Source organism: Pseudomonas sp. FG47, from assembly GCF_057809115.1.
The window spans coordinates 44,659-66,314 of the sequence record NZ_JBMDJI010000008.1 but is presented as its reverse complement, the minus strand read 5'-3'; the positions used below and the strand labels follow the sequence as shown (position 1 = coordinate 66,314).

27 protein-coding genes are annotated in these 21,656 nt (G+C 64.8%); 13 read left to right on the top strand and 14 right to left on the bottom strand.

The window, feature by feature from the left end:
* Positions 1–144 precede the first annotated feature (144 nt).
* From ACODS5_RS09415 to ACODS5_RS09395, 5 genes are all read left to right on the top strand, one after another.
* Complete coding sequence (locus ACODS5_RS09415) at positions 145–753, top strand: SCO family protein (protein ID WP_186659663.1); 609 nt, start codon at positions 145–147, stop codon at positions 751–753.
* Positions 754–1,236 (top strand): copper chaperone PCu(A)C, encoded by a 483-nt coding sequence (locus ACODS5_RS09410; RefSeq protein ID WP_134691971.1) that lies wholly within the window; start codon positions 754–756, stop codon positions 1,234–1,236.
* Positions 1,237–1,710: 474 nt separating this feature from the next.
* Positions 1,711–1,902 (top strand): hypothetical protein, encoded by a 192-nt coding sequence (locus ACODS5_RS09405; RefSeq protein ID WP_489108476.1) that lies wholly within the window; start codon positions 1,711–1,713, stop codon positions 1,900–1,902.
* A gap of 37 nt (positions 1,903–1,939) precedes the next feature.
* Entirely contained in the window at positions 1,940–2,350 is a 411-nt protein-coding gene (locus ACODS5_RS09400; protein WP_489108475.1) for a Y-family DNA polymerase, read from the top strand.
* A 26-nt stretch (positions 2,351–2,376) separates the two neighbouring features.
* Entirely contained in the window at positions 2,377–2,970 is a 594-nt protein-coding gene (locus tag ACODS5_RS09395) for a DinB/UmuC family translesion DNA polymerase (protein ID WP_489108474.1), read from the top strand.
* Between the two features lie 111 nt (positions 2,971–3,081).
* Here the strand turns inward: ACODS5_RS09395 and ACODS5_RS09390 are convergent, their stop codons facing one another.
* Positions 3,082–3,309: a hypothetical protein gene (locus ACODS5_RS09390; protein ID WP_186659667.1), complete on the bottom strand. Its 228-nt coding sequence runs from the start codon at positions 3,307–3,309 to the stop codon at positions 3,082–3,084.
* A 60-nt stretch (positions 3,310–3,369) separates the two neighbouring features.
* A complete protein-coding gene (locus ACODS5_RS09385; protein ID WP_489108473.1) occupies positions 3,370–4,491 on the bottom strand; it encodes an MFS transporter in 1,122 nt (373 codons plus the stop codon).
* 104 nt (positions 4,492–4,595) lie between these two features.
* Here ACODS5_RS09385 and ACODS5_RS09380 point away from each other — a divergent pair, with 104 nt between their 5' ends.
* Positions 4,596–5,375 carry an AraC family transcriptional regulator gene (locus ACODS5_RS09380; protein WP_489108472.1) on the top strand — a complete coding sequence of 260 codons (780 nt, stop codon included), beginning with the start codon at positions 4,596–4,598 and terminating at the stop codon, positions 5,373–5,375.
* Here the strand turns inward: ACODS5_RS09380 and ACODS5_RS09375 are convergent.
* The 5 genes from ACODS5_RS09375 to ACODS5_RS09355 form a co-directional block, all read right to left on the bottom strand.
* Positions 5,362–6,198 carry an AraC family transcriptional regulator gene (locus ACODS5_RS09375; RefSeq protein WP_134691976.1) on the bottom strand — a complete coding sequence of 279 codons (837 nt, stop codon included), beginning with the start codon at positions 6,196–6,198 and terminating at the stop codon, positions 5,362–5,364. The two genes, ACODS5_RS09380 and ACODS5_RS09375, sit on opposite strands and share 14 nt — an antisense overlap.
* On the bottom strand, positions 6,195–6,509 hold the full coding sequence (locus tag ACODS5_RS09370; RefSeq protein ID WP_134691977.1) for an AzlD domain-containing protein: 315 nt from the start codon (positions 6,507–6,509) through the stop codon (positions 6,195–6,197). Before ACODS5_RS09370 ends, ACODS5_RS09375 begins: the two co-directional genes overlap by 4 nt.
* On the bottom strand, positions 6,506–7,204 hold the full coding sequence (locus ACODS5_RS09365) for an AzlC family ABC transporter permease (protein WP_134691978.1): 699 nt from the start codon (positions 7,202–7,204) through the stop codon (positions 6,506–6,508). The genes ACODS5_RS09370 and ACODS5_RS09365 overlap by 4 nt, the downstream gene beginning before the upstream one ends.
* A 258-nt stretch (positions 7,205–7,462) precedes the next feature.
* On the bottom strand, positions 7,463–8,749 hold the full coding sequence (locus tag ACODS5_RS09360) for an ATP-binding protein (RefSeq protein WP_134691979.1): 1,287 nt from the start codon (positions 8,747–8,749) through the stop codon (positions 7,463–7,465).
* Positions 8,746–9,486, bottom strand: coding sequence for a response regulator (locus ACODS5_RS09355; RefSeq protein ID WP_134691980.1), 741 nt, complete (start codon positions 9,484–9,486; stop codon positions 8,746–8,748). Before ACODS5_RS09355 ends, ACODS5_RS09360 begins: the two co-directional genes overlap by 4 nt.
* A gap of 217 nt (positions 9,487–9,703) precedes the next feature.
* On the opposite strand from ACODS5_RS09355, the gene ACODS5_RS09350 reads away from it, so the two are divergent.
* The 3 genes from ACODS5_RS09350 (at position 9,704) to icd (ending at position 11,861) form a co-directional block, all read left to right on the top strand.
* On the top strand, positions 9,704–9,979 hold the full coding sequence (locus ACODS5_RS09350; protein ID WP_489108471.1) for a DUF2790 domain-containing protein: 276 nt from the start codon (positions 9,704–9,706) through the stop codon (positions 9,977–9,979).
* A gap of 19 nt (positions 9,980–9,998) precedes the next feature.
* Positions 9,999–10,514 carry a thioredoxin family protein gene (locus tag ACODS5_RS09345; RefSeq protein ID WP_489108515.1) on the top strand — a complete coding sequence of 172 codons (516 nt, stop codon included), beginning with the start codon at positions 9,999–10,001 and terminating at the stop codon, positions 10,512–10,514.
* A gap of 90 nt (positions 10,515–10,604) precedes the next feature.
* Entirely contained in the window at positions 10,605–11,861 is a 1,257-nt protein-coding gene (icd, locus tag ACODS5_RS09340; protein ID WP_134691982.1) for an NADP-dependent isocitrate dehydrogenase, read from the top strand.
* 73 nt (positions 11,862–11,934) lie between these two features.
* On the opposite strand, the gene cspD is transcribed toward icd, so the two are convergent.
* Complete coding sequence (gene cspD, locus ACODS5_RS09335) at positions 11,935–12,198, bottom strand: cold shock domain-containing protein CspD (protein ID WP_134691983.1); 264 nt, start codon at positions 12,196–12,198, stop codon at positions 11,935–11,937.
* Positions 12,199–12,429: 231 nt separating this feature from the next.
* Here cspD and clpS point away from each other — a divergent pair, with 231 nt between their 5' ends.
* Both clpS and clpA read left to right on the top strand, forming a co-directional pair.
* Positions 12,430–12,804 carry an ATP-dependent Clp protease adapter ClpS gene (clpS, locus tag ACODS5_RS09330; RefSeq protein ID WP_134691984.1) on the top strand — a complete coding sequence of 125 codons (375 nt, stop codon included), beginning with the start codon at positions 12,430–12,432 and terminating at the stop codon, positions 12,802–12,804.
* A 30-nt stretch (positions 12,805–12,834) separates the two neighbouring features.
* Positions 12,835–15,105, top strand: a complete 2,271-nt coding sequence (clpA, locus tag ACODS5_RS09325; protein ID WP_134691985.1) for an ATP-dependent Clp protease ATP-binding subunit ClpA — start codon at positions 12,835–12,837, stop codon at positions 15,103–15,105.
* A gap of 168 nt (positions 15,106–15,273) precedes the next feature.
* Here the strand turns inward: clpA and infA are convergent, their stop codons facing one another.
* From infA to ACODS5_RS09300, 5 genes are all read right to left on the bottom strand, one after another.
* The gene (infA, locus tag ACODS5_RS09320) at positions 15,274–15,492 is read right to left on the bottom strand and encodes a translation initiation factor IF-1 (protein WP_002553999.1); all 219 of its coding nucleotides are present in this window, start codon (positions 15,490–15,492) and stop codon (positions 15,274–15,276) included.
* Between the two features lie 103 nt (positions 15,493–15,595).
* Complete coding sequence (locus tag ACODS5_RS09315) at positions 15,596–16,303, bottom strand: arginyltransferase (protein ID WP_134694097.1); 708 nt, start codon at positions 16,301–16,303, stop codon at positions 15,596–15,598.
* Between the two features lie 57 nt (positions 16,304–16,360).
* On the bottom strand, positions 16,361–17,041 hold the full coding sequence (gene aat / locus ACODS5_RS09310) for a leucyl/phenylalanyl-tRNA--protein transferase (protein ID WP_134694098.1): 681 nt from the start codon (positions 17,039–17,041) through the stop codon (positions 16,361–16,363).
* An 86-nt stretch (positions 17,042–17,127) separates the two neighbouring features.
* Complete coding sequence (locus ACODS5_RS09305; protein WP_134694099.1) at positions 17,128–17,772, bottom strand: DUF3313 domain-containing protein; 645 nt, start codon at positions 17,770–17,772, stop codon at positions 17,128–17,130.
* On the bottom strand, positions 17,769–18,071 hold the full coding sequence (locus ACODS5_RS09300; RefSeq protein ID WP_489108470.1) for a hypothetical protein: 303 nt from the start codon (positions 18,069–18,071) through the stop codon (positions 17,769–17,771). The genes ACODS5_RS09305 and ACODS5_RS09300 overlap by 4 nt, the downstream gene beginning before the upstream one ends.
* Before the next feature lie 162 nt (positions 18,072–18,233).
* Between ACODS5_RS09300 and ACODS5_RS09295 the strand changes: the two genes are divergently transcribed.
* Entirely contained in the window at positions 18,234–18,941 is a 708-nt protein-coding gene (locus tag ACODS5_RS09295; RefSeq protein ID WP_134694101.1) for a response regulator, read from the top strand.
* Positions 18,938–20,272, top strand: a complete 1,335-nt coding sequence (locus tag ACODS5_RS09290) for an ATP-binding protein (protein ID WP_134694102.1) — start codon at positions 18,938–18,940, stop codon at positions 20,270–20,272. Before ACODS5_RS09295 ends, ACODS5_RS09290 begins: the two co-directional genes overlap by 4 nt.
* Positions 20,273–20,277: 5 nt before the next feature.
* Here ACODS5_RS09290 and ACODS5_RS09285 read toward each other — a convergent pair whose 3' ends face one another.
* On the bottom strand, positions 20,278–21,585 hold the full coding sequence (locus ACODS5_RS09285) for a substrate-binding domain-containing protein (RefSeq protein ID WP_489108469.1): 1,308 nt from the start codon (positions 21,583–21,585) through the stop codon (positions 20,278–20,280).
* Positions 21,586–21,656 lie beyond the last annotated feature (71 nt).

Below are 21,656 nucleotides of genomic sequence, written 5' to 3'. Positions count from 1 at the left end.
AACAGGTCGCGCCCCGTATTCAAAGGGCTGCAGGCCGATCAGCCTTGTGTCGGGTAGATGGGGTGGGGGTGGCGTGACAGAATGCCCCGGTTTTCTGGCCGGCCCATCCCAGGGGTCGGCACCTTCCCTGTAAAGGATGGTTCCATGAATGATCTGTTGACCCGGCGCGCGGTTGTCGCCGGGATGGGCGTACTGGGGCTTGGCCTGCTGGCGGGCTGCAGCCCGGCCCGGGGCCTGGACTTCAAGTACGGCAAGAACATGAGCAACGAGATCCTCGGGCGCAAGTTCAAGCTCAAGGATACGCAAGGCAACGAGCGGACCCTGTCGAGCTTCTATGGCTCGATGCCGATGATCTTCTTCGGCTTCACCCAGTGCCCGGCCGTCTGCCCGACCGCCATGGCGCGCGTGGCGCAGATCCGCAAGATCCTCCGTGGCCGCGACCGCGACCTGTTCCAGCCGGTATTCATCACCCTGGACCCGGAGCGCGACACCCCCGAGGTGCTCGACGCCTACGTCAAGGCCTTCGACCCGTCGATCGTCGCCCTGACCGGCACGCCCGAGGAAATCGACGCGGTGGCCCGGGAGTTCAAGGTGTTCTACGAAAAGGTCCCGGCCGGCGACACCTACACCATCTCTCACTCGTCCACCAGCTACGTCTACGATACGCGTAGCACCCTGCGCCTGAGCCTGGGCCATTCCCTGAACGCCAAGGAATGCGCCGAGGACCTGGTCACCCTGATGGAGATCTGCTGAATGTCGATGCAACCGATCAAGCGCGGCCTGGCCGCCCTGGCCCTGCTGGGCCTGACCTTGCCAGCCCTGGCCCAGACCACCGTGAGCGATGCCTGGGTGCGCGCCAGCGTGCCGCAGCAGCAGGCCACCGGCGCCTTCATGACCCTGACCGCCAGCAGCGACAGCAAGCTGGTGGGCGTGGCTTCGCCCGTGGCCAAGACCGTGCAGGTGCACGAGATGACCATGAACGGCGAGGTGATGGGCATGCGTGAGGTCAAGGCGGTCGAGCTGCCGGCGGGCAAGGCGGTGACCCTCGACCCGAATGGGTATCATGTGATGCTGATGGGCCTGAAACAGCAGGTGAAGGAAGGGCAGCAAGTGCCCCTGACCCTGACCATCGAAGATGCCAAGGGCCAGCAGCAGACGCTCGAGGTGCAAGCGCAGGTCAAGCCCCTGACTGCCGAGATGGGCGGCGGGCACGACCACTCGCACATGAAGCACTGACCGATAGACCACCACTGGGGCCGCGAAAGCGGCCCCAGTCGTTTCAGCTACGCACGCGTGGCGACGGGCGATCGATGCTCAGCGAGGTCGAGGTCTTGCGCACCTTTGAGTGCAGCAGTGCCCCGCAAATACGGCGTTGTCGGCCTGTCCAAGACTCTGATTACTCGAGTGGATGTAAAATGCAGAGGTAAATAAGCGAATGATTAAAGTGTTTTGAAGTTATTTCAAAGGTATTGGGCGGTCTGGGGTGCGGGGTATAGTATTTCCAGATGTATATATTACGAATTACATGTTTTTTTACAGTTGCTCAGTTGTCGCACCTTTTTTTCTTGCTTAGTGTTTGCTTGCATGAAATCTGCCATCGAACTGTTCAAGGCCGATGTAACCGACGTCAACACCAAGGGCGTCTGCATGTGGTTATACTCGGGGCGGCCATCGGCCGCTCATTTCTTCTTTGGATGAGAGTCATGGTCTATGGACGATCGGGGTTGTCACACCATCTGCGACATTGCCGGCGCCAGCGTCCAATTGCTGGCAACCCTACAGGCTTCGGGTTTCACCGCCATCAGCGACATGGTTCACAAATTTTCAGTGGGCGCAGAGGGCGTGACCGGCTTGTTTCTATTGTCCGAGTCGCACCTTTCCTATCTCTATACGCTTGAGTGAGGCGCCGGCTGGGGAGCGCAAGTTCATTCATGTCGACATGGACTCGTTCTTCGTATCCGTCGAGTTGCTCGACGCGCCTTGGCTGCGCGATCGCCCTGTGGCGGTGGGTGGTAGTGCGGCGGAACGTGGGGTCATCAGTACGGCCAGCTACCGCGCCCGGGAATTTGGCGTGAAGAGCGGCATGGCCACCGCCACGGCGCAGCGCTTGTGCCCGGAGCTGGTGTTGCTGCCGGTGCGTTTCGAGCGCTACGAGGCAGTGACGGCGAAACTCGACGCCATCTTCCGGCGCTACACCTGCAAGGTTGAATTCCTGTCCTTGGACGAGGCGACGCTGGATGTGTCAGGCCAGCCCCACTGCAAGGGTTCAGCCACCTACATGGCCCGGCAGATCCGTGCGGCAATCGAGCAGGAGCTGCAACTGACTGCTTCGGCGGGTATGCGCCGCTGAAGTACCTGGCCAAGATCGCCTCGGAAGTGAACAAGCCCAACGGCCAGTTCGTGGTTACTCCTGATCAGGTGTTGGCTTTTCTTTCAACGTTGGATATTCGCAAGATTCCCGGCGTTGGCCCCAAGACCTGGGCGGTGCTCGAACGCTTGGGGTGCCGGGTGTGTGGCGATGTCTGCGCAGACAAGATTCCCCCATTGTTGCGTCACTTGGGCGTGCACGGGTTCTATGTTTGGGAGCGTTGCCAAGGCAAGGAAGAACACGAGGAAAAGACCACGGACCTGCGCTCGGTCGGCGTCGAACACACCCTGCCAGCCGACTGCCACGACTTGAGCGCCTGCACCGAGCAACTGGACACCTTGATGGCGGAGCTACGCAGGCGTCTGGAAGATCTTGGCGAGGACATCCATATCGTCAGGAACCAGGTCAAGCTCAAGTTCGCCGACTTTGCCATCGCCAGCACCGAAGCCCCGGCGTTGGGGTTGCAGCCGAAGGTCGTGCATGGCCTTTGCAGCGGGCTTTGGAACAGCAAGCGTCAGGGGCGTGCGGTGCGTTTGGTAGGGGTGTCGGTGAAGATCAGGCGCAAGGAGGCCGACCGCCTGCAACTGGAACTGCCGTGGTGAGTTGGCAGGCCTGAAGGCAGGCGCCGGGGATGGCCCTATGCACATGAATCACTGAGCTTGGATCGGGGCGCGCTGCGCCGCGTGCCGCAAAAGGGCTGCAAAGCAGCCCTATCAGCTACGGAACCTGGGCAGCGGCCGTTCGATATTCAGCGAGGTCAGGGTCTTGCGCACCTGGGCGTCCTCGGCCTCCAGGGCCTTGAGGCTGGCGCGGATCTTGCCCGCAGCGGGTATGTCGCCTTGGCGGTCGATCCAGTCGGCGATTTCCTTGCAGGCGCTGCTCAGGCAGGCCTGGCGCTGGTTCATCAGGGTGATCAGGGTGGTGATCTCTCGTTCGGACATGGCGGGTTCCTCCGTTCAGCCCCTTGAGTGTAGCAGTGGCGCGCGCGGTTGCCTGGGCGCTCAGGCGCGGTAGCCGGCGGCCAGGGCGCAGGCCAGCAACGCGCAAGCCAGCAGCGTCGCCGCCAGTGCCTGGGTGGCCCCCACCAGCATCAGCCCCACGCCGATCTGCAGGTAGTAGAAGAGCCCGAACAGCGCCCCGGCGCTGCCGCGGCAATCGCCGTAGTCGACCAGTGCCGAGCTGAGCACCAGTGGGATGGCCATGGCGAAGGCGACCATCACCAGCAGCATGGCCGCCACTGCCCACAGGCTGTCGGCCAACCCCAGCATCGCCACCGCCGCCAGCAGGTCGAGCAGGCAGGCCAGGCGCAGCAGGCGGGCAACCCCGAGCCCGCGCCGCAACTGCCAGCCATTGAGTCGCGCGCCAAGCAATGCGCCGCCGGCCAGGGCCGCGCCGGAATAACCCATCCAGGCGCTGGCGCCGAGCCGCTCGAACATGAAGGGCGCCAAGCTGTACCAACTGAACACGCTGACGTTGAACACTGCCACCAGGGCGCTGGCCCGCTGGATGCGGCGATCGCTGAGCAGGCGCCAGAGCAGGTGGCCGATGGCGGGCGCCTGGCGCGGACCGCCGTGGGTCTCCGGCAGGCAGCGCCAGGCCCAGGCCAGCAAGGTCGCGGCCATCAGCAACTGACCGGCCAGCACACCCTGGTAGCCAAGGGCGTGCTCCAACCAGGCGCCGCTGAGCAGGCCCAGGGCCGGGCTGAGGGCCAGGCAGGCACCGATCAGGGTGAATACCCGGGCCAGTTCCTCGCCCTGATGGCGATCGCGCAATATGGTCTGGGTCACCACCGAGCCCACCGCCGCCGCGAAAGCCGCCACCACCCGGGCACCCAGCAACTGGCTGAAGTCGCGCGCCAGCAGCGCGGCCAGGGCCGCCAAGCTATACAGCAGCAGCCCGGCGAGCATGCTCGGGCGCCGCCCCCAGCGGTCGCACAGGCGCCCCCAGGCCAGCACCCCGGCGGCGAACGCCATGAAGTACAGCGACAGGGTCAGCGAGGCCTGGGCGGCGGTCACGCCAAAGTGCTCGGCCAGCGAAACCAGGGCCGGGCTGTACAGGGTTTCGGCGATCTGCGGGAACATCAGCAGGGCACTGGCCAGGGCCAGCCAAGAGCGGGAAAGCATGGTGTCGACGCCTTGGGCGGGAAGGGGCGGCCATGGTAGATGCGCGGGCGGCTGGGCTATTATCGCGAGTTGAACAATTTACCATCGTAATCGGACAACCCTGCATGGCCTGGCTGGACCCCGACTCACCTTTCGATCCCGATGCTTTCAGCGCCCCCCTGCTGGGCATCTGCTCGGCCCTGGGCGAGCACGACTCCGGGCGGCATCGGCATGACCGCGGCCAGTTGCTGTTCACCCGTCAGGGCTGCGTGCGTATCGACACACCCGGGCGCCTGTGCCTGTTGCCACCGACCCAGGCGGCGTGGATCCCGGCGGGGCTCGAACACCGCGCGCGGATGCGCGAGACCGTGGATTATCGTTCGCTGTATTTCACCGCGGCGCTGTGCGAGGGCTTGCCGACCCAGGTCACGATCTTCAGCGTCAACCCGCTGCTGCGCGAGCTGGTCGAGCGCATCGCCCTGGCGCCGTTCGCCACGGCCTGGGACCAGGGCGCCGCGACGCACCTGCTGGCGCTGTGCCTGAGCGAGCTGCAGCAGGCCCAGCGCCAGCCGATGTTCCTGCCATTGCCGAGTGATCGGCGTTTGGCGCGGCTGCTGGAGCAGTTGGACCGCCTGCCGCCAGCCTTGAGCGAGTTGGCGGGGCAGGTGGGCGCCAGCGAAAAAACCATCAGCCGCCTGTTCAGGCGCGATACCGGCCTGTCCTATCAGCAGTGGCGGCAACAGTGGCGTCTGTTGCGCGCGGTGGAGCAGTTGGCGCTGCAGCGCCCGCTCGGGGCGATTGCCGACGAGTTGGGCTTTGCCACCGACAGCGCCTTCATCGCCTTCTTCCGTGGCCTGACCGGGCTGACCCCGGGCGCCTGGAGCCGCTCGACTAGCTCAGGTTGAGGCAGGCCTGGCGGTAGGCGCCGGGGGTGACCCCATAGGCCTGCTTGAACTGCCGGCTCAGGTGGCTCTGGTCGGCGAAGCCGAGCAGGAAGGCGACCTCCAGGGCCGGTTGGCCGCGCTTGAGCAACTCCCGGGCCCGGGCCAGGCGCCGCTGCTTGAGCCAGGCATGGGGCGGCAGGCCGGTGGCCTGGCGGAACACCCGGGCGAAGTGGAAAGGTGACAGGTGCACCGCCGCCGCCAAGGCCTCCAGCGACGGCGGATCGGCCAGCTGGCTTTCCAGCAATTCGCGGGCGCGGGCCACGGCCAGGGGCTCGTTGCCGGGTGCGGCCGGTTCGGCGCAGTGACCATGGCGCTGCACCAGTGCCAGCACGGCCTGGCGCCAGGCGGTCTGTTGCTCCAGGGCGCTGGCGTCGGTCTCGGACAGCCGGTGCAGATGACTGAACGTGGCGGCCAGGGTCGGGTCCTGAATCACGCTGTCCTTGAACCGCGGCATGCCGTGGCGGCCCAGCTCCAGTTCCTCGAGCACGCCGGTGACGCGCTCATGATCGGGGTAGAACCCTCGGTAGCGCCATCCGGCCTCGTGGGCGGTGGCGCCAGTATGAAGCTCGTCGGGGTTGATCAGCACCATGCTGCCCACCGGCGCCAGGTGCTCGCTGCCGCGGTGCCAGAAGCGCTGGGCACCGGACTCGATCACCGTGAACACATAGCCTTCGTGCACATGTGGGGCGAAGCGCTGCTGGAAGTAACGGGCGTGCAGCATCTCGACATCGCCCAGGGCCGGCGCCTGCCACAGGTGGGTTTGTTCGCGCAGGGGCGTGCTCATGCCAGCCAGCTGCGCAGGAGGAAGAAGATCAACATGCTCGCCAGCATGCTCAGCAACACGCTGCGGGTCAACAGCACCAGGGTGATGGCCACCAGCGAACCGAGCAGGTAGGGGTTGAGCGGGCTGAGGTCGAGCTGATGCTCGGGCAGGAAGATGATCGGCCCGCAGATCGCGGTGAGCATGCCCGGCACGGCGAAGCCGAGGAACTGCCGGGCGTTGGAGCTCAGGCGCAGTGGCAGGCGCGGCTCGAGAAAAGCGTAGCGGTTGAGGAATACCACCGCGCCCATGGCGAAGATCAGTAACCAGATCATGCACGGCCTCCGGAGAATTTCTGGCAGATGAAACCGGCGGCCATGCCCAGCAGGCCGGCGGCGACCAGGGCGGTTTCCCAGTGCCAGTAGCTGAACAGCACCGAGCAGAACAGCGACACCGCCACGCACACCAGGGTCGGCAGGTTGCGCACCAGCGGCGCGATCAGCGCGACGAAGGTGGCGACGATGGAGAAGTCCAGGCCCAGTTGGTCCAGGTGCGGGATGTTCTGGCCCAGGATGATGCCGGCCAGGGTGAACAGGTTCCACGCCACGTAGAAGGTCAGGCCGACACCCAGGGCGTACCAGCGGTTGAACTGCTGCTGGTCGTGGTGGCTGGTCAAGGCGAAGAACTCGTCGGTCAGCAAGAAGCCCAGGCCCAGCCGCCAGCGGGTGGGCAGGCCCGACAGCACGGGGCGCATCGACAGCCCGTAGAGCAGGTGCTGCGAGGTCAGCAGCAGTGTGGTAAGCAGGATCGAGAACAGGTTGGCGCCGCCCTTGAGCATGCCGATCGCCACCAGTTGCGCGGCGCCGGCGAAGACGATGGCCGACAGCCCCTGGCCTTGCCAGGCGCTGAGGTTGGCCTCGATGGCCATGGAACCGGCCAGCAAGCCCCAGGGCGCGACCGCCAGGGACAAGGGCAAAATGGCGATGGCGCCGTGGAGGAAGGCTTGGCGGGCGAGGGGCGGGCTGGACATGAAGGCGGCAACGAATCGACAGGGCAGACCAGCATGCCAGAGCAGGGTGTGGGTGGCTTGAACGATCTTGCTTTGTTGGCCCCGCTCCACAGGCCTTGCGCAACCCTTGTAGGAGCGGCCTTGTGTCGCGAAAGGGGCGCGTAGCGGCCCCAGCGATTCTTGCTTCAATGCTGAAACCCGGGGGCTGCTGCGCAGCCCTTTCGCGACACAAGGCCGCTCCTACAGGAGAGCGTCTGATCGGCGGTCGCAGCTGTGGATTCAGCGCAGCTCCACCTGAGCGCACAGCCCACCTTCGGCGCGGTTGCGCAAGGTCAGGTTGCCACCCATGGCCTGGGTCAACTGCTGGGCGATCGCCAAGCCCAGCCCGGTGCCGCCAGTGCTGCGGTTGCGCGAGCCTTCGACGCGGTAGAACGGCTTGAGCACATCGTCCAGTTCCGCCTCGGGGATGCCGGGGCCGTTATCGAGCACGCGGATCCAGGTCACGCCGTCCTCGCGGCCGACCTCCAACTGTGCGGCACCGGCGAATTTCAGCGCGTTGTCCACCAGGTTCGCCAACACTCGACGCAGCGCGTGGGGGCGGGTGTGCAGTGTGGTTTGCGCGCTGCCCTGGCGGTCCACCTTGGCGCCGCTGTCCTGATAGTCGAACACCAGGCTGTCGAGGAAGGCGTCGAGGTTGACCTTGCACGGCGCCTCGGTGCTGCTGTCCATGCTGCGGGCATAGGCCACACCCTCGCGCACCAGGTGCTCCATGGCGTCGAGGTCGTGCCATAGCTTGTCCTTCTCCACACCATCGTCCATCTGCTCGACACGCAGCTTCATGCGCGTGATTGGCGTCTGCAGGTCGTGGGAGATGGCGGCCAGCAGTTGCATGCGTTCCTTGAGGTAGGCGGCGATGCGCGCCCGCAGCGCATTGAAGGCCACGGCGGCGTAGCGCACCTCGCGTGGGCCGCTTTCGTCGAGCAGAGGCCCTGGGCTGTTCGGGTCGAGGTTGTCCAGCGCCTGTACCAGCCGGGTCAGCGGGCCGATGGCCAGGCGCACGGCGAGCCAGGTGCAGGCCAACAGTACCGCCAGCTGGATCAGCAGCACCACCGGCAGCCAGGTGGCCACTGGCACAGGCGCAGGGGTGACATCGATGGTTAGCGGCGCACCGTCGGCCAGGCGCAAGTGGGCCTGGAAGTGCGCGTTGGGGCCGGGGATTTCCTGGAAGGTCAGGCGGTAGCGGTCGCCGATGGCCTTGACGATGGAGTCGGCGGCCATGGGTGGGTTCTCGCTGGGCATCGCCTCGCCGGCCAGACCGCCGTCCAACCGGTAGCGGTAGGTGCGCCGCTCCAGGCGCGGTAACCAGCTCGGGCGCTCGGCGGCGGGCAGGCGGTCGAGAATGGCCACCGAGGTCGAGACGTCCAGCTCAAGGTTGCTGAGCATCATCGAGCGGCTGCTGACGTAGCGTTCATAGGCTTGCAGGCTGAACGACAAGCCATAGGCCAGCACCAGCCCGGTGAAGAAGATCAGCGCCAGGCGCGAGGCCAGGGTGCGTGGCCATTTCATGCCGGTGACTCCAGCAGCTGTACCGGCAGCGAGAAGACATAGCCTTCGCTGCGCACGGTCTTGATGCAGGTGGGTTCGCGGGCGTCGTCGCCCAGGCGCTGGCGCAGGCGGCTGACCAACAGGTCAATGGAACGGTCGAAGATATCCGCCTCGCGGCCCTGGGTGAGGTTGAGCAGCTGCTCGCGGCTGAGCACCCGCTGCGGATGGTCGAGGAACACCCGCAGCAGGCGGTATTCGGCGCCTGACAAGGCCACCAGGGTGCCCTCGCTGTCGAGCAAGTGGCGGGCGGTGGTGTCCAGCCGCCAGGGGCCGAAGGCGAGCAGCCGGCTGCTTTCGCTGATGGTCAGGTTGGGCGGCAGCATCCGCGTGCGGCGCAACACGGCGTTGATCCGGGCCAGCAGTTCACGGGCCGAGAATGGCTTGGTCAGGTAGTCGTCGGCGCCCATTTCCAGGCCAATGATGCGGTCGGTCTCGTCGTTGCGCGCGGTGAGCATCAGCACCGGTGTGTTGCGGTGCTTGCCGGCGCGCAGCTCGCGGCACAGCAGCAGGCCGTCGTCGCCGGGCATCATGATATCGAGCACGATCAGGTCGACCGCGTTGTTCTCCAGGAAGGCGCGCATCTGCCGGCCGTCGGCGACGATGCTGGTACGCAGGCCGTTCTTCTTCAGGTAGTTGCCGACCAGTTCGCGGATTTCGCGGTCGTCGTCGACGACCAGGATGTGATCGACATGGTCCATCGGGGTGTCCTTGTAGAGGTGGGTGGGCGCAGTGTACCGAGCCAGTCCGGGCTTGCCTGCCCAGGTTTGTATTGCAGTGTATCTGGGGTTGTCGCAGATACAGGAGGACGCACGTCACGGCTCGGGTGGACACAAGTGGGATACCTGGCGGGGGTGAAATGGCTCTCGACCGGGGAGTGAAGCCCCCACCCCAAGCCCCTGCACCAGGAGACATGCCATGACCCTCAAGACCCTCGCCAGCGCCGCCCTGTTCGCCGCCCTCGGCCTCGGCGCCATCACCGCCCAGGCCAGTAGCGCTGCGCTCAACCAGGCCAACGTGATGCAGTACCGCTACGGTGATAAGCTCGACATCCACAAGGTAGTGTCGGTCAAGGACGAGCAGCGCAATACCTGCGGCGTGGTCAACACCCGCATGGACTACCTGGATTCCCAGGGCAAGGCGCAGAGCGTCGAGTACCGTACCTACGCTACCAGTGGCTGCCATGACAACTGAGGTGCGTGGCAAGCGCCGCCTGCTCAGGGCCGGCGGCGTGGCCCTGGCCCTGGTCGGGTTGGGGCTGGCCGGGCACTTGCTGGCCAGTGACGGTTATGGCCCCATGCCATCATTGGCCGGTGCCCAGCAGTGGCTCAACTCACCGCCGCTGGACGCCGCGACCCTCAAGGGCAAGGTGGTGCTGGTGGACTTCTGGACCTACGACTGCGTCAACTGTCGGCGCAGCCTGCCGCAGGTCAACGCCTGGGCCCGGCGCTACGCCGACCAGGGCCTGGTGGTGATTGGCGTGCATACCCCGGAGTACGCCTACGAGCATGATGTCGATAGCCTGCGCGCCCAGGTTCGCCAACTGGGTATCGACTACCCGGTGGCGGTGGACAACGACTACCGGATCTGGAACGCCTGGGGCAACCAGTTCTGGCCGGCGCACTATTTCGTCGATCGCCAGGGCCAGGTGCGCCATGTACATTTTGGCGAGGGCGGCCACGCCGGGCAGGAGCAGGTGATCCGCACCCTGCTGGACGAGCAGGGCTGAACCGATCGCCTTGCAGGTCGGCGGATGTGGTTTAGGCTCATTGCATCGCACGTTTTCCAATCACACAGCGAAACAGCGGAGTAGTGCAGCATGGGATACCAGAAAATCAAGGTTCCGGCCGACGGCAGCAAGATCACCGTCAATGCAGACCATTCGCTCAATGTGCCCGACAACCCCATCATTCCCTACATCGAAGGCGACGGCATCGGCGTGGACGTCTCGCCGGTGATGATCAAGGTGGTCGACGCCGCCGTGCTCAAGGCCTATGGCGGCAAGCGCAAGATCGCCTGGATGGAGGTGTACGCCGGCGAGAAGGCCACCCAGGTGTACGACCAGGACACCTGGCTGCCTCAGGAGACACTGGATGCGGTGAAAGACTACGTGGTGTCGATCAAGGGGCCGCTGACCACCCCGGTCGGCGGCGGCATCCGTTCGCTCAACGTGGCCCTGCGCCAGCAACTCGACCTGTATGTGTGCCTGCGTCCGGTGGTGTGGTTCCAGGGCGTGCCCAGCCCGGTGAAAAAGCCAGGCGACGTCGACATGGTGATCTTCCGCGAGAACTCCGAGGACATCTATGCCGGTATCGAGTGGAAAGCCGGTTCGCCCGAGGCGAACAAGGTGATCAAGTTCCTCAAGGAGGAGATGGGCGTCACCAAGATCCGCTTCGACCAGGACTGCGGCATCGGCGTCAAGCCGGTGTCGAAGGAAGGCACCAAGCGCCTGGTGCGCAAGGCCCTGCAATATGTGGTGGACAACGACCGCAAGTCGCTGACCCTGGTGCACAAGGGCAACATCATGAAGTTCACCGAAGGCGCGTTCAAGGATTGGGGCTATGAAGTGGCCCGCGACGAGTTCGGCGCCGAGCTGCTCGATGGCGGCCCATGGATGAAGTTCAAGAACCCCAGGACCGGCCGCGAGGTGATCGTCAAGGATGCCATCGCCGATGCCATGCTCCAGCAGATCCTGCTGCGCCCGGCCGAATACGACGTGATCGCCACCCTAAACCTCAACGGTGACTACCTGTCCGACGCCTTGGCGGCGGAGGTGGGCGGCATCGGCATCGCCCCGGGCGCCAACCTGTCCGACACAGTGGCCATGTTCGAAGCCACCCACGGCACCGCGCCCAAGTATGCCGGCAAGGACCAGGTCAATCCGGGCTCGGTGATTCTTTCAGCCGAGATGATGCTGCGGCACATGGGCTGGACCGAGGCGGCGGACCTGATCATCAAAGGCACCAATGGAGCAATTGGTGCCAAGACGGTGACCTATGATTTTGAGCGCCTGATGGACGGTGCGACGCTGGTTGGCAGTTCTGGTTTTGGCGAGGCAATGATCAAGCACATGTAAGGCGGGTAAAAAAAGCGGCCGCCTCTTTATAAAGAAGCGGCCGTTTTTTTCGTATACCGGCAATATGCAGGGATCAGGCTTGCAGGGGGACGGCCGAAGCGGCGCTGCCTGTGCTGGATCCAGTTTTATCGGCGTCGGCGCTCTCGATTTTCACAGCATGCAGGCCCTTGGGGCCCTGAATGATGTCGAAGTTTACGGCTTGCCCGGCTTTCAGCGTCTTGTAACCGTCCATCTGGATCGCCGAATAATGAGCGAACAGGTCATCGGTCTTGCCGTCTTCGTTGATGAATCCGTAGCCCTTGGCATTGTTGAACCACTTGACTTTACCGCTTGCCATCCCTATGTCCCTCTGCAAAGGACTCCATCACTGGAGTATCATCCACTTCATCCGCATACGCACCATGCGAGAAAATCTGGTTGACTGCGCGGATCTTTATCGACCACGGTGGGTTCTTATTGGTTGTAACACCGTTTTGCCGATAGTCAAGGTCAGGCGGCGCCCGCGCCAAGCATGGCCTGCGCGGTCAACCCACAACCTTAACCTGTCGATCATGATGAAATTCTTTCCATGCATGTACTCAGTAAGATTCGACTAACATTCAATCAGGATCGCCCCCAGTCGCATGAAGACGGGCATGAGGACGACGGCGCGGGTCTCGCGGTTCAGGAGGCCAAGCCGATCCTGCAGGCGCCACCGATGTACAAGGTGGTTTTGTTCAACGATGACTACACGCCAATGGATTTCGTCGTCGAAGTGCTCGAGACGTTCTTCAATCTGAACCGCGAGCTGGCGACCAAGATCATGCTGACCGTCCATACCGAAGGGCGGGCAGTGTGCGGATTGTTTACCCGTGACATCGCCGAAACAAAGGCCATGCAGGTCAACCAATACGCCAGGGAAAGCCAGCATCCGCTACTCTGTGAAATCGAGAAGGACGGTTAATCGCCGACCACTTGGGTATGAGGTGAAGCTATGTTAAACCGCGAGCTCGAAGTCACCCTCAATCTGGCCTTCAAGGAGGCCCGTTCGAAGCGTCATGAGTTCATGACCGTCGAACACCTGTTGCTGGCACTCCTTGACAATGAGGCTGCCGCGACCGTTCTGCGCGCCTGTGGCGCCAATCTCGACAAGCTCAAGCACGACCTGCAAGAGTTCATCGATTCGACCACGCCGCTGATCCCCGTGCATGACGAGGACCGCGAAACCCAACCGACCCTGGGCTTCCAGCGTGTCCTGCAGCGTGCCGTGTTCCACGTGCAAAGCTCCGGCAAGCGCGAAGTGACCGGCGCCAACGTGTTGGTGGCGATTTTCAGCGAACAGGAAAGCCAGGCCGTGTTCCTGCTCAAGCAGCAGAGCGTGGCGCGCATCGACGTGGTCAACTATATCGCCCACGGCATCAGCAAGGTGCCGGGCCATGGGCCGAACAGCGACAGCGACCAGGACATGCAGGACGAGGAGGGCGGCGAGGCGTCGTCTTCCAGCAATCCGCTGGACGCCTACGCCAGCAACCTCAATGAACTGGCCCGTGCCGGGCGCATCGACCCACTGGTGGGCCGCGAGCAGGAGGTCGAGCGTGTTGCGCAGATCCTCGCCCGCCGCCGCAAGAACAACCCGCTGCTGGTGGGCGAGGCCGGGGTGGGCAAGACCGCCATCGCCGAAGGCCTGGCCAAGCGCATCGTCGACGGCCAGGTGCCCGACCTGCTGGCCCAGAGCGTGGTCTACTCGCTGGACCTCGGCGCGCTGTTGGCCGGCACCAAGTACCGCGGTGACTTCGAGAAGCGCTTCAAGGCGCTGCTCGGCGAGCTGCGCAAGCGTCCGCAGGCGATCCTGTTCATCGACGAGATCCACACCATCATTGGTGCCGGCGCGGCCTCTGGTGGCGTGATGGACGCTTCCAACCTGCTCAAGCCGCTGCTGTCGTCCGGCGATATCCGTTGCATCGGCTCGACCACCTTCCAGGAGTTTCGTGGCATCTTCGAGAAGGATCGCGCCCTGGCGCGACGCTTCCAGAAGGTCGATGTCAGCGAGCCTTCGGTGGAAGACACCGTGGGTATCCTGCGTGGGCTCAAGGGCCGCTTCGAGAGCCACCACAACATCGAGTACAGCGACGAGGCCCTGCGCGCCGCCGCCGAGCTGGCCTCGCGCTACATCAATGACCGGCACATGCCGGACAAGGCCATCGATGTGATCGACGAAGCCGGCGCCTACCAGCGCCTGCAACCGGAAGCCAACCGGGTCAAGCGCATCGACGTGCCGCAGGTCGAGGACATCGTCGCCAAGATCGCGCGGATTCCGCCCAAGCATGTCACCAGTTCCGACAAGGAACTGCTGCGCAACCTCGAGCGTGACCTGAAGCTGACCGTGTTCGGCCAGGACCCGGCCATCGACTCGCTGGCCACCGCGATCAAGCTGTCCCGTGCCGGGCTCAAGGCGCCGGACAAGCCGGTCGGCTCGTTCCTGTTCGCCGGCCCTACCGGTGTCGGCAAGACCGAAGCCGCGCGCCAGCTGGCCAAGGCGCTGGGGGTGGAGCTGGTGCGCTTCGACATGTCCGAGTACATGGAGCGGCACACCGTGTCGCGCCTGATCGGTGCGCCACCGGGCTATGTCGGCTTTGACCAGGGTGGCCTGCTGACCGAAGCGATCACCAAGCAACCGCATTGCGTGCTGCTGCTCGATGAAATCGAGAAGGCCCACCCGGAAGTCTTCAACCTGCTGCTGCAGGTGATGGACCACGGGACCCTGACCGACAACAACGGGCGCAAGGCGGACTTCCGCAACGTGATCCTGATCATGACCACCAACGCCGGCGCCGAAACCGCCGCGCGGGCCTCGATCGGCTTTACCCACCAGGACCACTCGTCCGATGCCATGGAAGTCATCCGCAAGAGCTTCACGCCAGAGTTCCGCAACCGCCTGGATACCATCATCCAGTTCGGCCGCCTGTCCCACGAGACGATCAAGAGCATCGTCGACAAGTTCCTCATCGAACTGCAGGCCCAACTGGAGGACAAGCGTGTGTTGCTGGAAGTCAGCGATGCCGCCCGCGGCTGGCTGGCGGCCTCGGGTTACGACGTGCAGATGGGCGCGCGGCCAATGGCGCGGCTGATCCAGGACAAGATCAAGCGGCCGCTGGCCGAGGAGATCCTGTTCGGCGAGCTGGCCGAGCATGGCGGCGTGGTGCACATCGACCTGCGCGATGGCGAGTTGGTATTCGACTTCGAGACCACGGCAGAAGTCGCGTAAGGCTGGGGCCGCTGTGCGGCCCGTTCGCGGCATAAGGCCGCTCCTACAGGGAATTACATATTTCTGTGGGGGCGGCCTTGTGCCGCGAACGGGCTGCCAAGCAGCCCCGTATTATGAAAGCCCACAAAAAAGCCCGGCACAATGGCCGGGCTTTTTCATGGCTGGAGCTTAGCGCGCACGGTAGGTGATGCGGCCCTTGCTCAGGTCGTAGGGCGTCAGTTCGACGCGGACCTTGTCGCCAGTGAGAATACGGATGTAGTTCTTGCGCATCTTGCCGGAGATGTGCGCGGTAACGACGTGCCCGTTTTCCAACTCCACGCGGAACATGGTGTTGGGCAGGGTGTCGACGACAGTGCCTTCCATTTCGAAGCTGTCTTCTTTCGACATGCAGTAAAGCCCTCGGTGTCCAGTGATGGCCCGACGCACGACTGCACCGGGCAAAAAAAGTGGCGTGGATTATGCCCGAAAATTGTGTTTCAAGCCAATGCTTTCAATTGAGGGTGACCCAGCGCTGGTTGATCAGCAGCTCGATCGGGCGGTACTGGGTCTTGTAGTTCATCTTCTTGCAGTTCTTGATCCAGTAGCCCAGGTACACCGCCTCGAGGTTCTGGCGCAGCGCCTCGGTGATCTGCCAGAGGATGGCGTAGCGGCCCAGGCTGCGGCGTTCCTCCTCGGGCTCATAGAAGGTGTATACCGCCGACAGGCCGTTGGGCAGCAAGTCGCACACTGCCACCGCCAGCAGCCGGCCGGCCAGGCGGAACTCGTAGAACCAGCAGAATGGCAGGTCGCGCACCAGAAAGGTGGAGAACTGGTCGCGACTGGGCGGGTACATGTCGCCATCGGCGTGGCGTTGCTCGATGTAGCGCCGGTACAGGTCGAAGTACTCTTCCTTGAATACCGGGCGCACGGCGGTCACGGCCAGGTCGGCGTTGCGCTTGAGAATGCGCCGCTGCTGGCGGTTGGGGATGAAGCGCGCGGCCGGAATGCGCGCTGGCACGCAGGCGTTGCAGTTCTGGCAATGCGGGCGGTACAGGTGGTCGCCACTGCGGCGAAAGCCCATTTCCGACAGGTCGGCATACACGTGCACGTCCATCGGCTGGCTCGGATCGAGAAACAGCGTGGTCGCCTGCTCGTCCGGCAGGTAGCTGCAAGAGTGGGGTTGAGTGGCATAGAACTTCAACCGCGCCAGCTCTGTCATGATCCACCCCTTCGGTGAGACGTTGTCTCTAAGTGTAAGCCAGCTCTGGGAACTCGCCTAGGCGACCCAGCTGGCGCCGTTGGGTTGCTCCAGGTAGGTGGCCAGGTACTCGGCGAAGCTGGCCCGGTCGATGGCGCGGGCGCCCAGGCTGTGCAGGTGTTCGGTCGGCATCTGGCAGTCGATGAGCACGAAGCCGGCTTGTTGCAAGTGCCGCACCAGCGTCACGAAGCCGACCTTGGAGGCATTGTCGGCGCGGCTGAACATCGATTCACCGAAGAACAGCCGGCCCATGGCCAGGCCGTACAGGCCGCCGACCAACTCGCCGTCCTGGCGGACCTCCACCGAATGGGCGATGCCGCGGCGGTGCAGTTCAAGGTAGGCGGCGCGCATGTTGTCGGTGATCCAGGTGCCGTCGGCATAGTCGCGGGGCGCGGCGCAGGCGGCGATCACCGCCGCGAAGTCGCGGTCGAAGCTCACCTGGTAACGGCCCTGGCGCATCAGCTTGGCCAGCGAGCGGGACACGTGCAGTTCGTCTGGCAACAGCACGGTGCGCGGGTCTGGTGACCACCAGAGAATCGGCTGGCCATCCTGGTACCAGGGGAAGCAGCCATGTCGATAGGCGGCGACCAGGCGCTCGGGGCTCAGGTCGCCGCCCACGGCGAGCAGGCCGTTGGGGTCGTGCAGGGCCTTTGCCAGGGGTGGGAAGGTCAGCGAGTCGCGGGTCAGCCAGGTGAGCATGGTGGTCTTGGGCAGCAGGCAGCAGGGGCGCCCAGCATGGCGCGCCGGCTGGGCAGGGTCAACTGGGCTGGCCAACAAGGCGTGCTTCAGCGGTGCTTGAGCGCGTAGACCTCGCGCACGTCACTGGCCCAGCCATCGAGCACGGCCCTGACGTTGTCGAGGGTCATCACCTGGCGGTCGTTGTCCAGTGGCACGCCGGTGCCACTGAGCATGGCCTCGGCGATGACCCGGCCGCTGGTGCCGGCTTCGAACACAAGCTCGGTGGCAATTTCGCTGTCGCGGTCGCGGATGCCCGCGGCGCTGCTGACCCCGGCCGCGACCAGGGTGACCGGCAACCATTCGTAGAACCGCAGGCCCTGGGTGCTAGCGCTGACCCGGGTGATCACCGGCCTGACCACCAGGGTGTTCGGACCTGGGGCGTCGACCACGGTCATGACCTTGCCCAGTTCACTGCGCAGGGCGAGGTCATAGTAGCGGGCGATGCGATCGAGGGTTGCCTGGGGGATACGTGCGCACGCCGCTGGGCGAGGATAGAAGCGGCTGGCATCGAGATAGACCTGGATATAGCGACCCCGCGGCCATTTGGGGTCGGTCCAGCCCATCAGGGTACGGCCGGACGGCGCTTGCTGGGGTGTGAGCAGTCCGTAGTCATGCAATACACCATTGGCAATTGGTTTGTTGCTGCTGCAGGCGCAAAGGCCCAAGGCGGCCAAGAGTGCCCATTTCTTCATGGGCGTACGCCTTGCCGGTCTTGCATGGTGGTCGTGGTCTGTGGGGATTCGATGCGCAACTGGCCGTGGGTCATTAGCCATTGGACGAGTTCACGGGTGCTCACCGAGTGGGTGTACTCGACCCAATCGCCACAGTCCTGCTGGTAGTGCTCGAAGTAACGGCGCAGGGTGATCTGGCTCTTGTCCTGGGTCAGCTGCAAGCTGACCTGCTGTACGATCAAGGCCGCATCGCCAGCGCGCTTCGACGCCCGTTGGCTGAGTATCATGGGGCTGTTGTCGCTGTTGCATCCAATGTTCATGAGCTAACCCTGGTCTGTGAGAGCGCGCAGGGTGGCGGATGCGTTTTGCCAGATGATGTCTGTTTCATGTCTTGCGCGACGAAATGTTGCCCGGTTGAAATATATGACCGGGACCGGCCAATGGCAGTAGATTGGTCCTTTTGATCCTGGACCCGAGTGCCCGTGAGCCGACTGCTGATCGTCGACGACGATGTGGAAATCCTCGCCTTGCTGAAGAAGTTCTTCGTCCAGCATGGCTATGACGTGGACCTGGCCGCCGAAGGGCAGGCGATGTGGGCGGCGATTGCCCAGCAACGCCCCGATACCCTGATCCTCGACCTGATGCTGCCGGGCGAGGGCGGCTTGAGCCTGTGCCAGAAGGTGCGCGCGCAAACGGGTATTCCGATCATCATGCTCACCGCCATGGCCGAGCTCAGCGACCGCATTGTCGGCCTGGAGCTGGGCGCCGACGACTACCTGACCAAGCCGTTCGACCCCCGTGAACTGTTGGCGCGGGTGCGTGCCTTGCAGCGCCGTGCCGGCGAGGCAGGCGCGCTCGTCGAGGCGGCGCGGCCACTGATTGGCTTCGCCGGTTGGCAATTGGACATCACCTGTCGCGAGCTGCGCTCGCCCGAGCAGGTGATGATCCCGTTGTCCGGCGCCGAGTTCGACCTGCTGGTGGTGTTTCTCGAGCACCCGCAGCGCATCCTCACCCGCGAGCAGCTGATCGACCTGACCCGCGGTCACGGGCATGACGCCTATGACCGCAGCATCGATGTGCAAGTCAGCCGTCTGCGGCGCAAGATCGAGCCGGATAGCAAGCGCCCGGAGCTGATCCGCACGGTGCGCAATGGCGGCTACCTGTTCACCGGCAAGGTCAGCCGTCGATGATCCGCCGTCTGCGCTGGCGCGATACCCTCAGGCGGCGTATTGCCCTGACGATCCTGGCTGCCATGTTGGTATCGCTGGCGTTCAACGTGCTGTTCGTCCAGCTCGCCGGCAACTGGGCGCGGCCACCCATCGAGCGTACTGGGCTGCTTGAGCAGATCGCCGTGATCACGCGGCTGATCGAGACGGCCCCGGCGCCGCTGCGCGAGCGACTGGTCCAGGCGGCAAGCACCCCGACGTTGCAGGTGAACTGGCAGGCACAACGCAGCGGATTCGGGCTGCCCGGCCAAGGGGTACTGCTTGAGCCGGCAGCGGAGCCTGTACTGCGTGCGTTGTACGGCGCAAGCCGGCATATGGAGGTGTTCAACCCGGGCGACTGGCCGCCTGGCAGCCCTGATGGGCACTACATGGCACTGTTGCAACTGACCGATGGCAGCTGGCTGGCGTTCGTGCCCCCCGAACGCAGTTGGGGGTTGAGCGCGCAGGCGCGGTTCGCGGTCATTCTCGGCCTTGGCCTGGTGGCCACGTTGCTGGTGGCCTGGCTCGCCACGCGCCAGCTGGCCAACCCGTTGCAACGCTTTACCAGTGCCGTGCGGCGTTTCGGTGGTGACCTGCAAGCACCACCCATCGCTATCGAAGGCCCGGAGGAAATCCGCCAGGCGATCGTCGCCTTCAACACCATGCAGGCGCAAATCCAGCATTTCATTGGCGAGCGCACGCACATGCTCGCGGCCATCTCCCACGACCTGCGCGCGCCACTGACGCGCATGCGCCTGCGCAGCGTGTTCATGGAGGATCAGGAGCTGCAGGCCAAGCTGGTGCGCGATGTCGAGGAAATGCAGACGATGATCAACGCCGCTCTGGCGTTCTTCCGCGAGGGTACGCAGTTGGAGCAGCGCACCGCCTACGATCTGTCGGAACTGTTGCAGACGATTGTCGACGATTATCGCGACCAGGGCATTGTCGTGGGCTTCAGTGGGCCGGCGCACCTGGTGCACGACGGTCGCCCGTTGGCGACCAAGCGGGTGATCGTCAACCTGCTGGAGAACGCCGTGAAGTACGCCTGCGATCCGCGGATTGCCTTGCGCCGCGAAGCGCAGCGGCTGGTGATCGAGGTCAGCGACGAGGGCCCCGGCATCCCCGAGGCGGCGCTGCAACGGGTGTTCGATCCGTTCTTTCGCCTGGAAGGCTCGCGCAACCGCGACACCGGCGGGGTGGGCCTGGGCCTGTCGGCGGCGCGGGCGAGCATTCGCGAGCAGGGCGGCGAGCTGGTCTTGCGCAACCGCAGCGGCGCTGGCCTGCTGGCGCGGGTCGAGCTGCCCGACGAGCACTGAATAGCTCAGTACACCCAGACCTCGACCCGCCGGTTGCGCTGGCGCCCTTGCTCCAGGTCGTTGCCGGCCACCGGCAGCTCGTCTCCCAGGCCGGCCACGGCCTTGACCTCTACCCCGACGCGGGCCAGCTCGCGACGCACGGCCATGCCCCGCAGGCGTGAGAGCAGGGCCGCACGGCCAGGGGTTTGCTTGGGGTCGCCAAAACCCACCAAGACCGCCTTGCCGTGCAGCTTGCCGGCCTGGCGCAGGTAATCGCCTACCCGCTGCACATCGCGCAGGGCCTTGTTGTCGAGGCTGGCGCTGCCCGCCTGGAAGCGGAAGTTGACACTCAGGCGCTGCGCTTCGCTGGCCAGGGCGCGATAACGTGGCGGCATGTCGGCCTGGCTGGCGACCGGCAGGGCCTTGATCTGCTGTGAGACGAAGCCCTGCTCGGCAACGATGGCCTGGCCTGCCGGGCTCTGGGCGAACTCGGCCAGGGCTCGGGCCTGGGGTTTGGCATTGGCCGGCAGGTAGAAGAACAGGCGGCGCGACAGCGGGTAGTCCTCGCTGGCTACCAGTGCGCGGCTGGGTGGCAGGGCCGGGGCGTCGCCGGCAGCCACCGCCAGCACCTTGGCCCCATGCACGGTAGCCAGGCCGCTGAAGCCGATGGCCTGGCGACCGGCCTTGACCTGCGCTGCCAGCGCGTCGGCAGATTCGAAGCGGCGGGCTCGTTCGGACAGGTTGCTCCGCTCGGGGTCGAGCACCAGCGCCTTGAAGGTTTCGAAAGTGCCGGAGCGGTCGTCGCGGGCGTACAGGTGGATGGTGCCGCCGGCAACACCCAGTTGCTCCCAGCGTTGCAACTGGCCGGAAAACACCTGGGCCAGCTGCGCGGTGGTCAACTGCGCCAGTGGGTTGTCCGGATGCACGATCACCGCCACGCCGTCCAGGCCGATCACTTGCTCGGCGTTGGCGCCGCGCAGGTTACCAAGGGCCTGGAGCTGCAACGCTTCGCGGTCGCTGATGGGGCGCGAGGCGGCGGCCAGGTCGGCATCGCCCTTGGCCAGGGCGATAAAGCCGGTACTCGAGCCATGGGCGGCGATGTCGATGCGCACCGGCTGGCCGTTGCGGTCGCGGGCATGGATCTGGGTTTCGTTGGCCTGGGCGCCGGGCTGGGTGTCGATGGCGCTGGCCCCTTGGGCCTGCAACAGGCCATGGACCAGTGCCGGGGCGAGGGCGGCGCCGATGGTGTTGGAACCCTGCAGGCGCAGTTGCACAGGCTCGGCGCAGGCCAGGCTCGACAGCAGGCACAGCAGGGAGGGAAGCAGGCGAGGCATGCCGATGACCTTTGGCACCAGGGGGCGCCGCAGATTACGACAGTTGCATGACGGTGGCGTGACAGTGTTGG

Bases quoted from the DNA above. Each gene is read 5' to 3' on its own strand.
- ACODS5_RS09415 (WP_186659663.1), top strand. From the start codon at position 145: ATGAATGATCTGTTGACCCGGCGCGCGGTTGTCGCCGGGATGGGCGTA.
- ACODS5_RS09410 (WP_134691971.1), top strand. From the start codon at position 754: ATGTCGATGCAACCGATCAAGCGCGGCCTGGCCGCCCTGGCCCTGCTG.
- ACODS5_RS09405 (WP_489108476.1), top strand. From the start codon at position 1,711: ATGGACGATCGGGGTTGTCACACCATCTGCGACATTGCCGGCGCCAGC.
- ACODS5_RS09400 (WP_489108475.1), top strand. From the start codon at position 1,940: ATGGACTCGTTCTTCGTATCCGTCGAGTTGCTCGACGCGCCTTGGCTG.
- ACODS5_RS09390 (WP_186659667.1), bottom strand. From the start codon at position 3,309: ATGTCCGAACGAGAGATCACCACCCTGATCACCCTGATGAACCAGCGC.
- ACODS5_RS09385 (WP_489108473.1), bottom strand. From the start codon at position 4,491: ATGCTTTCCCGCTCTTGGCTGGCCCTGGCCAGTGCCCTGCTGATGTTC.
- ACODS5_RS09380 (WP_489108472.1), top strand. From the start codon at position 4,596: ATGGCCTGGCTGGACCCCGACTCACCTTTCGATCCCGATGCTTTCAGC.
- ACODS5_RS09375 (WP_134691976.1), bottom strand. From the start codon at position 6,198: ATGAGCACGCCCCTGCGCGAACAAACCCACCTGTGGCAGGCGCCGGCC.
- ACODS5_RS09370 (WP_134691977.1), bottom strand. From the start codon at position 6,509: ATGATCTGGTTACTGATCTTCGCCATGGGCGCGGTGGTATTCCTCAAC.
- ACODS5_RS09365 (WP_134691978.1), bottom strand. From the start codon at position 7,204: ATGTCCAGCCCGCCCCTCGCCCGCCAAGCCTTCCTCCACGGCGCCATC.
- ACODS5_RS09360 (WP_134691979.1), bottom strand. From the start codon at position 8,749: ATGAAATGGCCACGCACCCTGGCCTCGCGCCTGGCGCTGATCTTCTTC.
- ACODS5_RS09355 (WP_134691980.1), bottom strand. From the start codon at position 9,486: ATGGACCATGTCGATCACATCCTGGTCGTCGACGACGACCGCGAAATC.
- ACODS5_RS09350 (WP_489108471.1), top strand. From the start codon at position 9,704: ATGACCCTCAAGACCCTCGCCAGCGCCGCCCTGTTCGCCGCCCTCGGC.
- icd (WP_134691982.1), top strand. From the start codon at position 10,605: ATGGGATACCAGAAAATCAAGGTTCCGGCCGACGGCAGCAAGATCACC.
- cspD (WP_134691983.1), bottom strand. From the start codon at position 12,198: ATGGCAAGCGGTAAAGTCAAGTGGTTCAACAATGCCAAGGGCTACGGA.
- clpS (WP_134691984.1), top strand. From the start codon at position 12,430: ATGCATGTACTCAGTAAGATTCGACTAACATTCAATCAGGATCGCCCC.
- clpA (WP_134691985.1), top strand. From the start codon at position 12,835: ATGTTAAACCGCGAGCTCGAAGTCACCCTCAATCTGGCCTTCAAGGAG.
- infA (WP_002553999.1), bottom strand. From the start codon at position 15,492: ATGTCGAAAGAAGACAGCTTCGAAATGGAAGGCACTGTCGTCGACACC.
- ACODS5_RS09315 (WP_134694097.1), bottom strand. From the start codon at position 16,303: ATGACAGAGCTGGCGCGGTTGAAGTTCTATGCCACTCAACCCCACTCT.
- aat (WP_134694098.1), bottom strand. From the start codon at position 17,041: ATGCTCACCTGGCTGACCCGCGACTCGCTGACCTTCCCACCCCTGGCA.
- ACODS5_RS09305 (WP_134694099.1), bottom strand. From the start codon at position 17,772: ATGAAGAAATGGGCACTCTTGGCCGCCTTGGGCCTTTGCGCCTGCAGC.
- ACODS5_RS09300 (WP_489108470.1), bottom strand. From the start codon at position 18,071: ATGAACATTGGATGCAACAGCGACAACAGCCCCATGATACTCAGCCAA.
- ACODS5_RS09290 (WP_134694102.1), top strand. From the start codon at position 18,938: ATGATCCGCCGTCTGCGCTGGCGCGATACCCTCAGGCGGCGTATTGCC.
- ACODS5_RS09285 (WP_489108469.1), bottom strand. From the start codon at position 21,585: ATGCCTCGCCTGCTTCCCTCCCTGCTGTGCCTGCTGTCGAGCCTGGCC.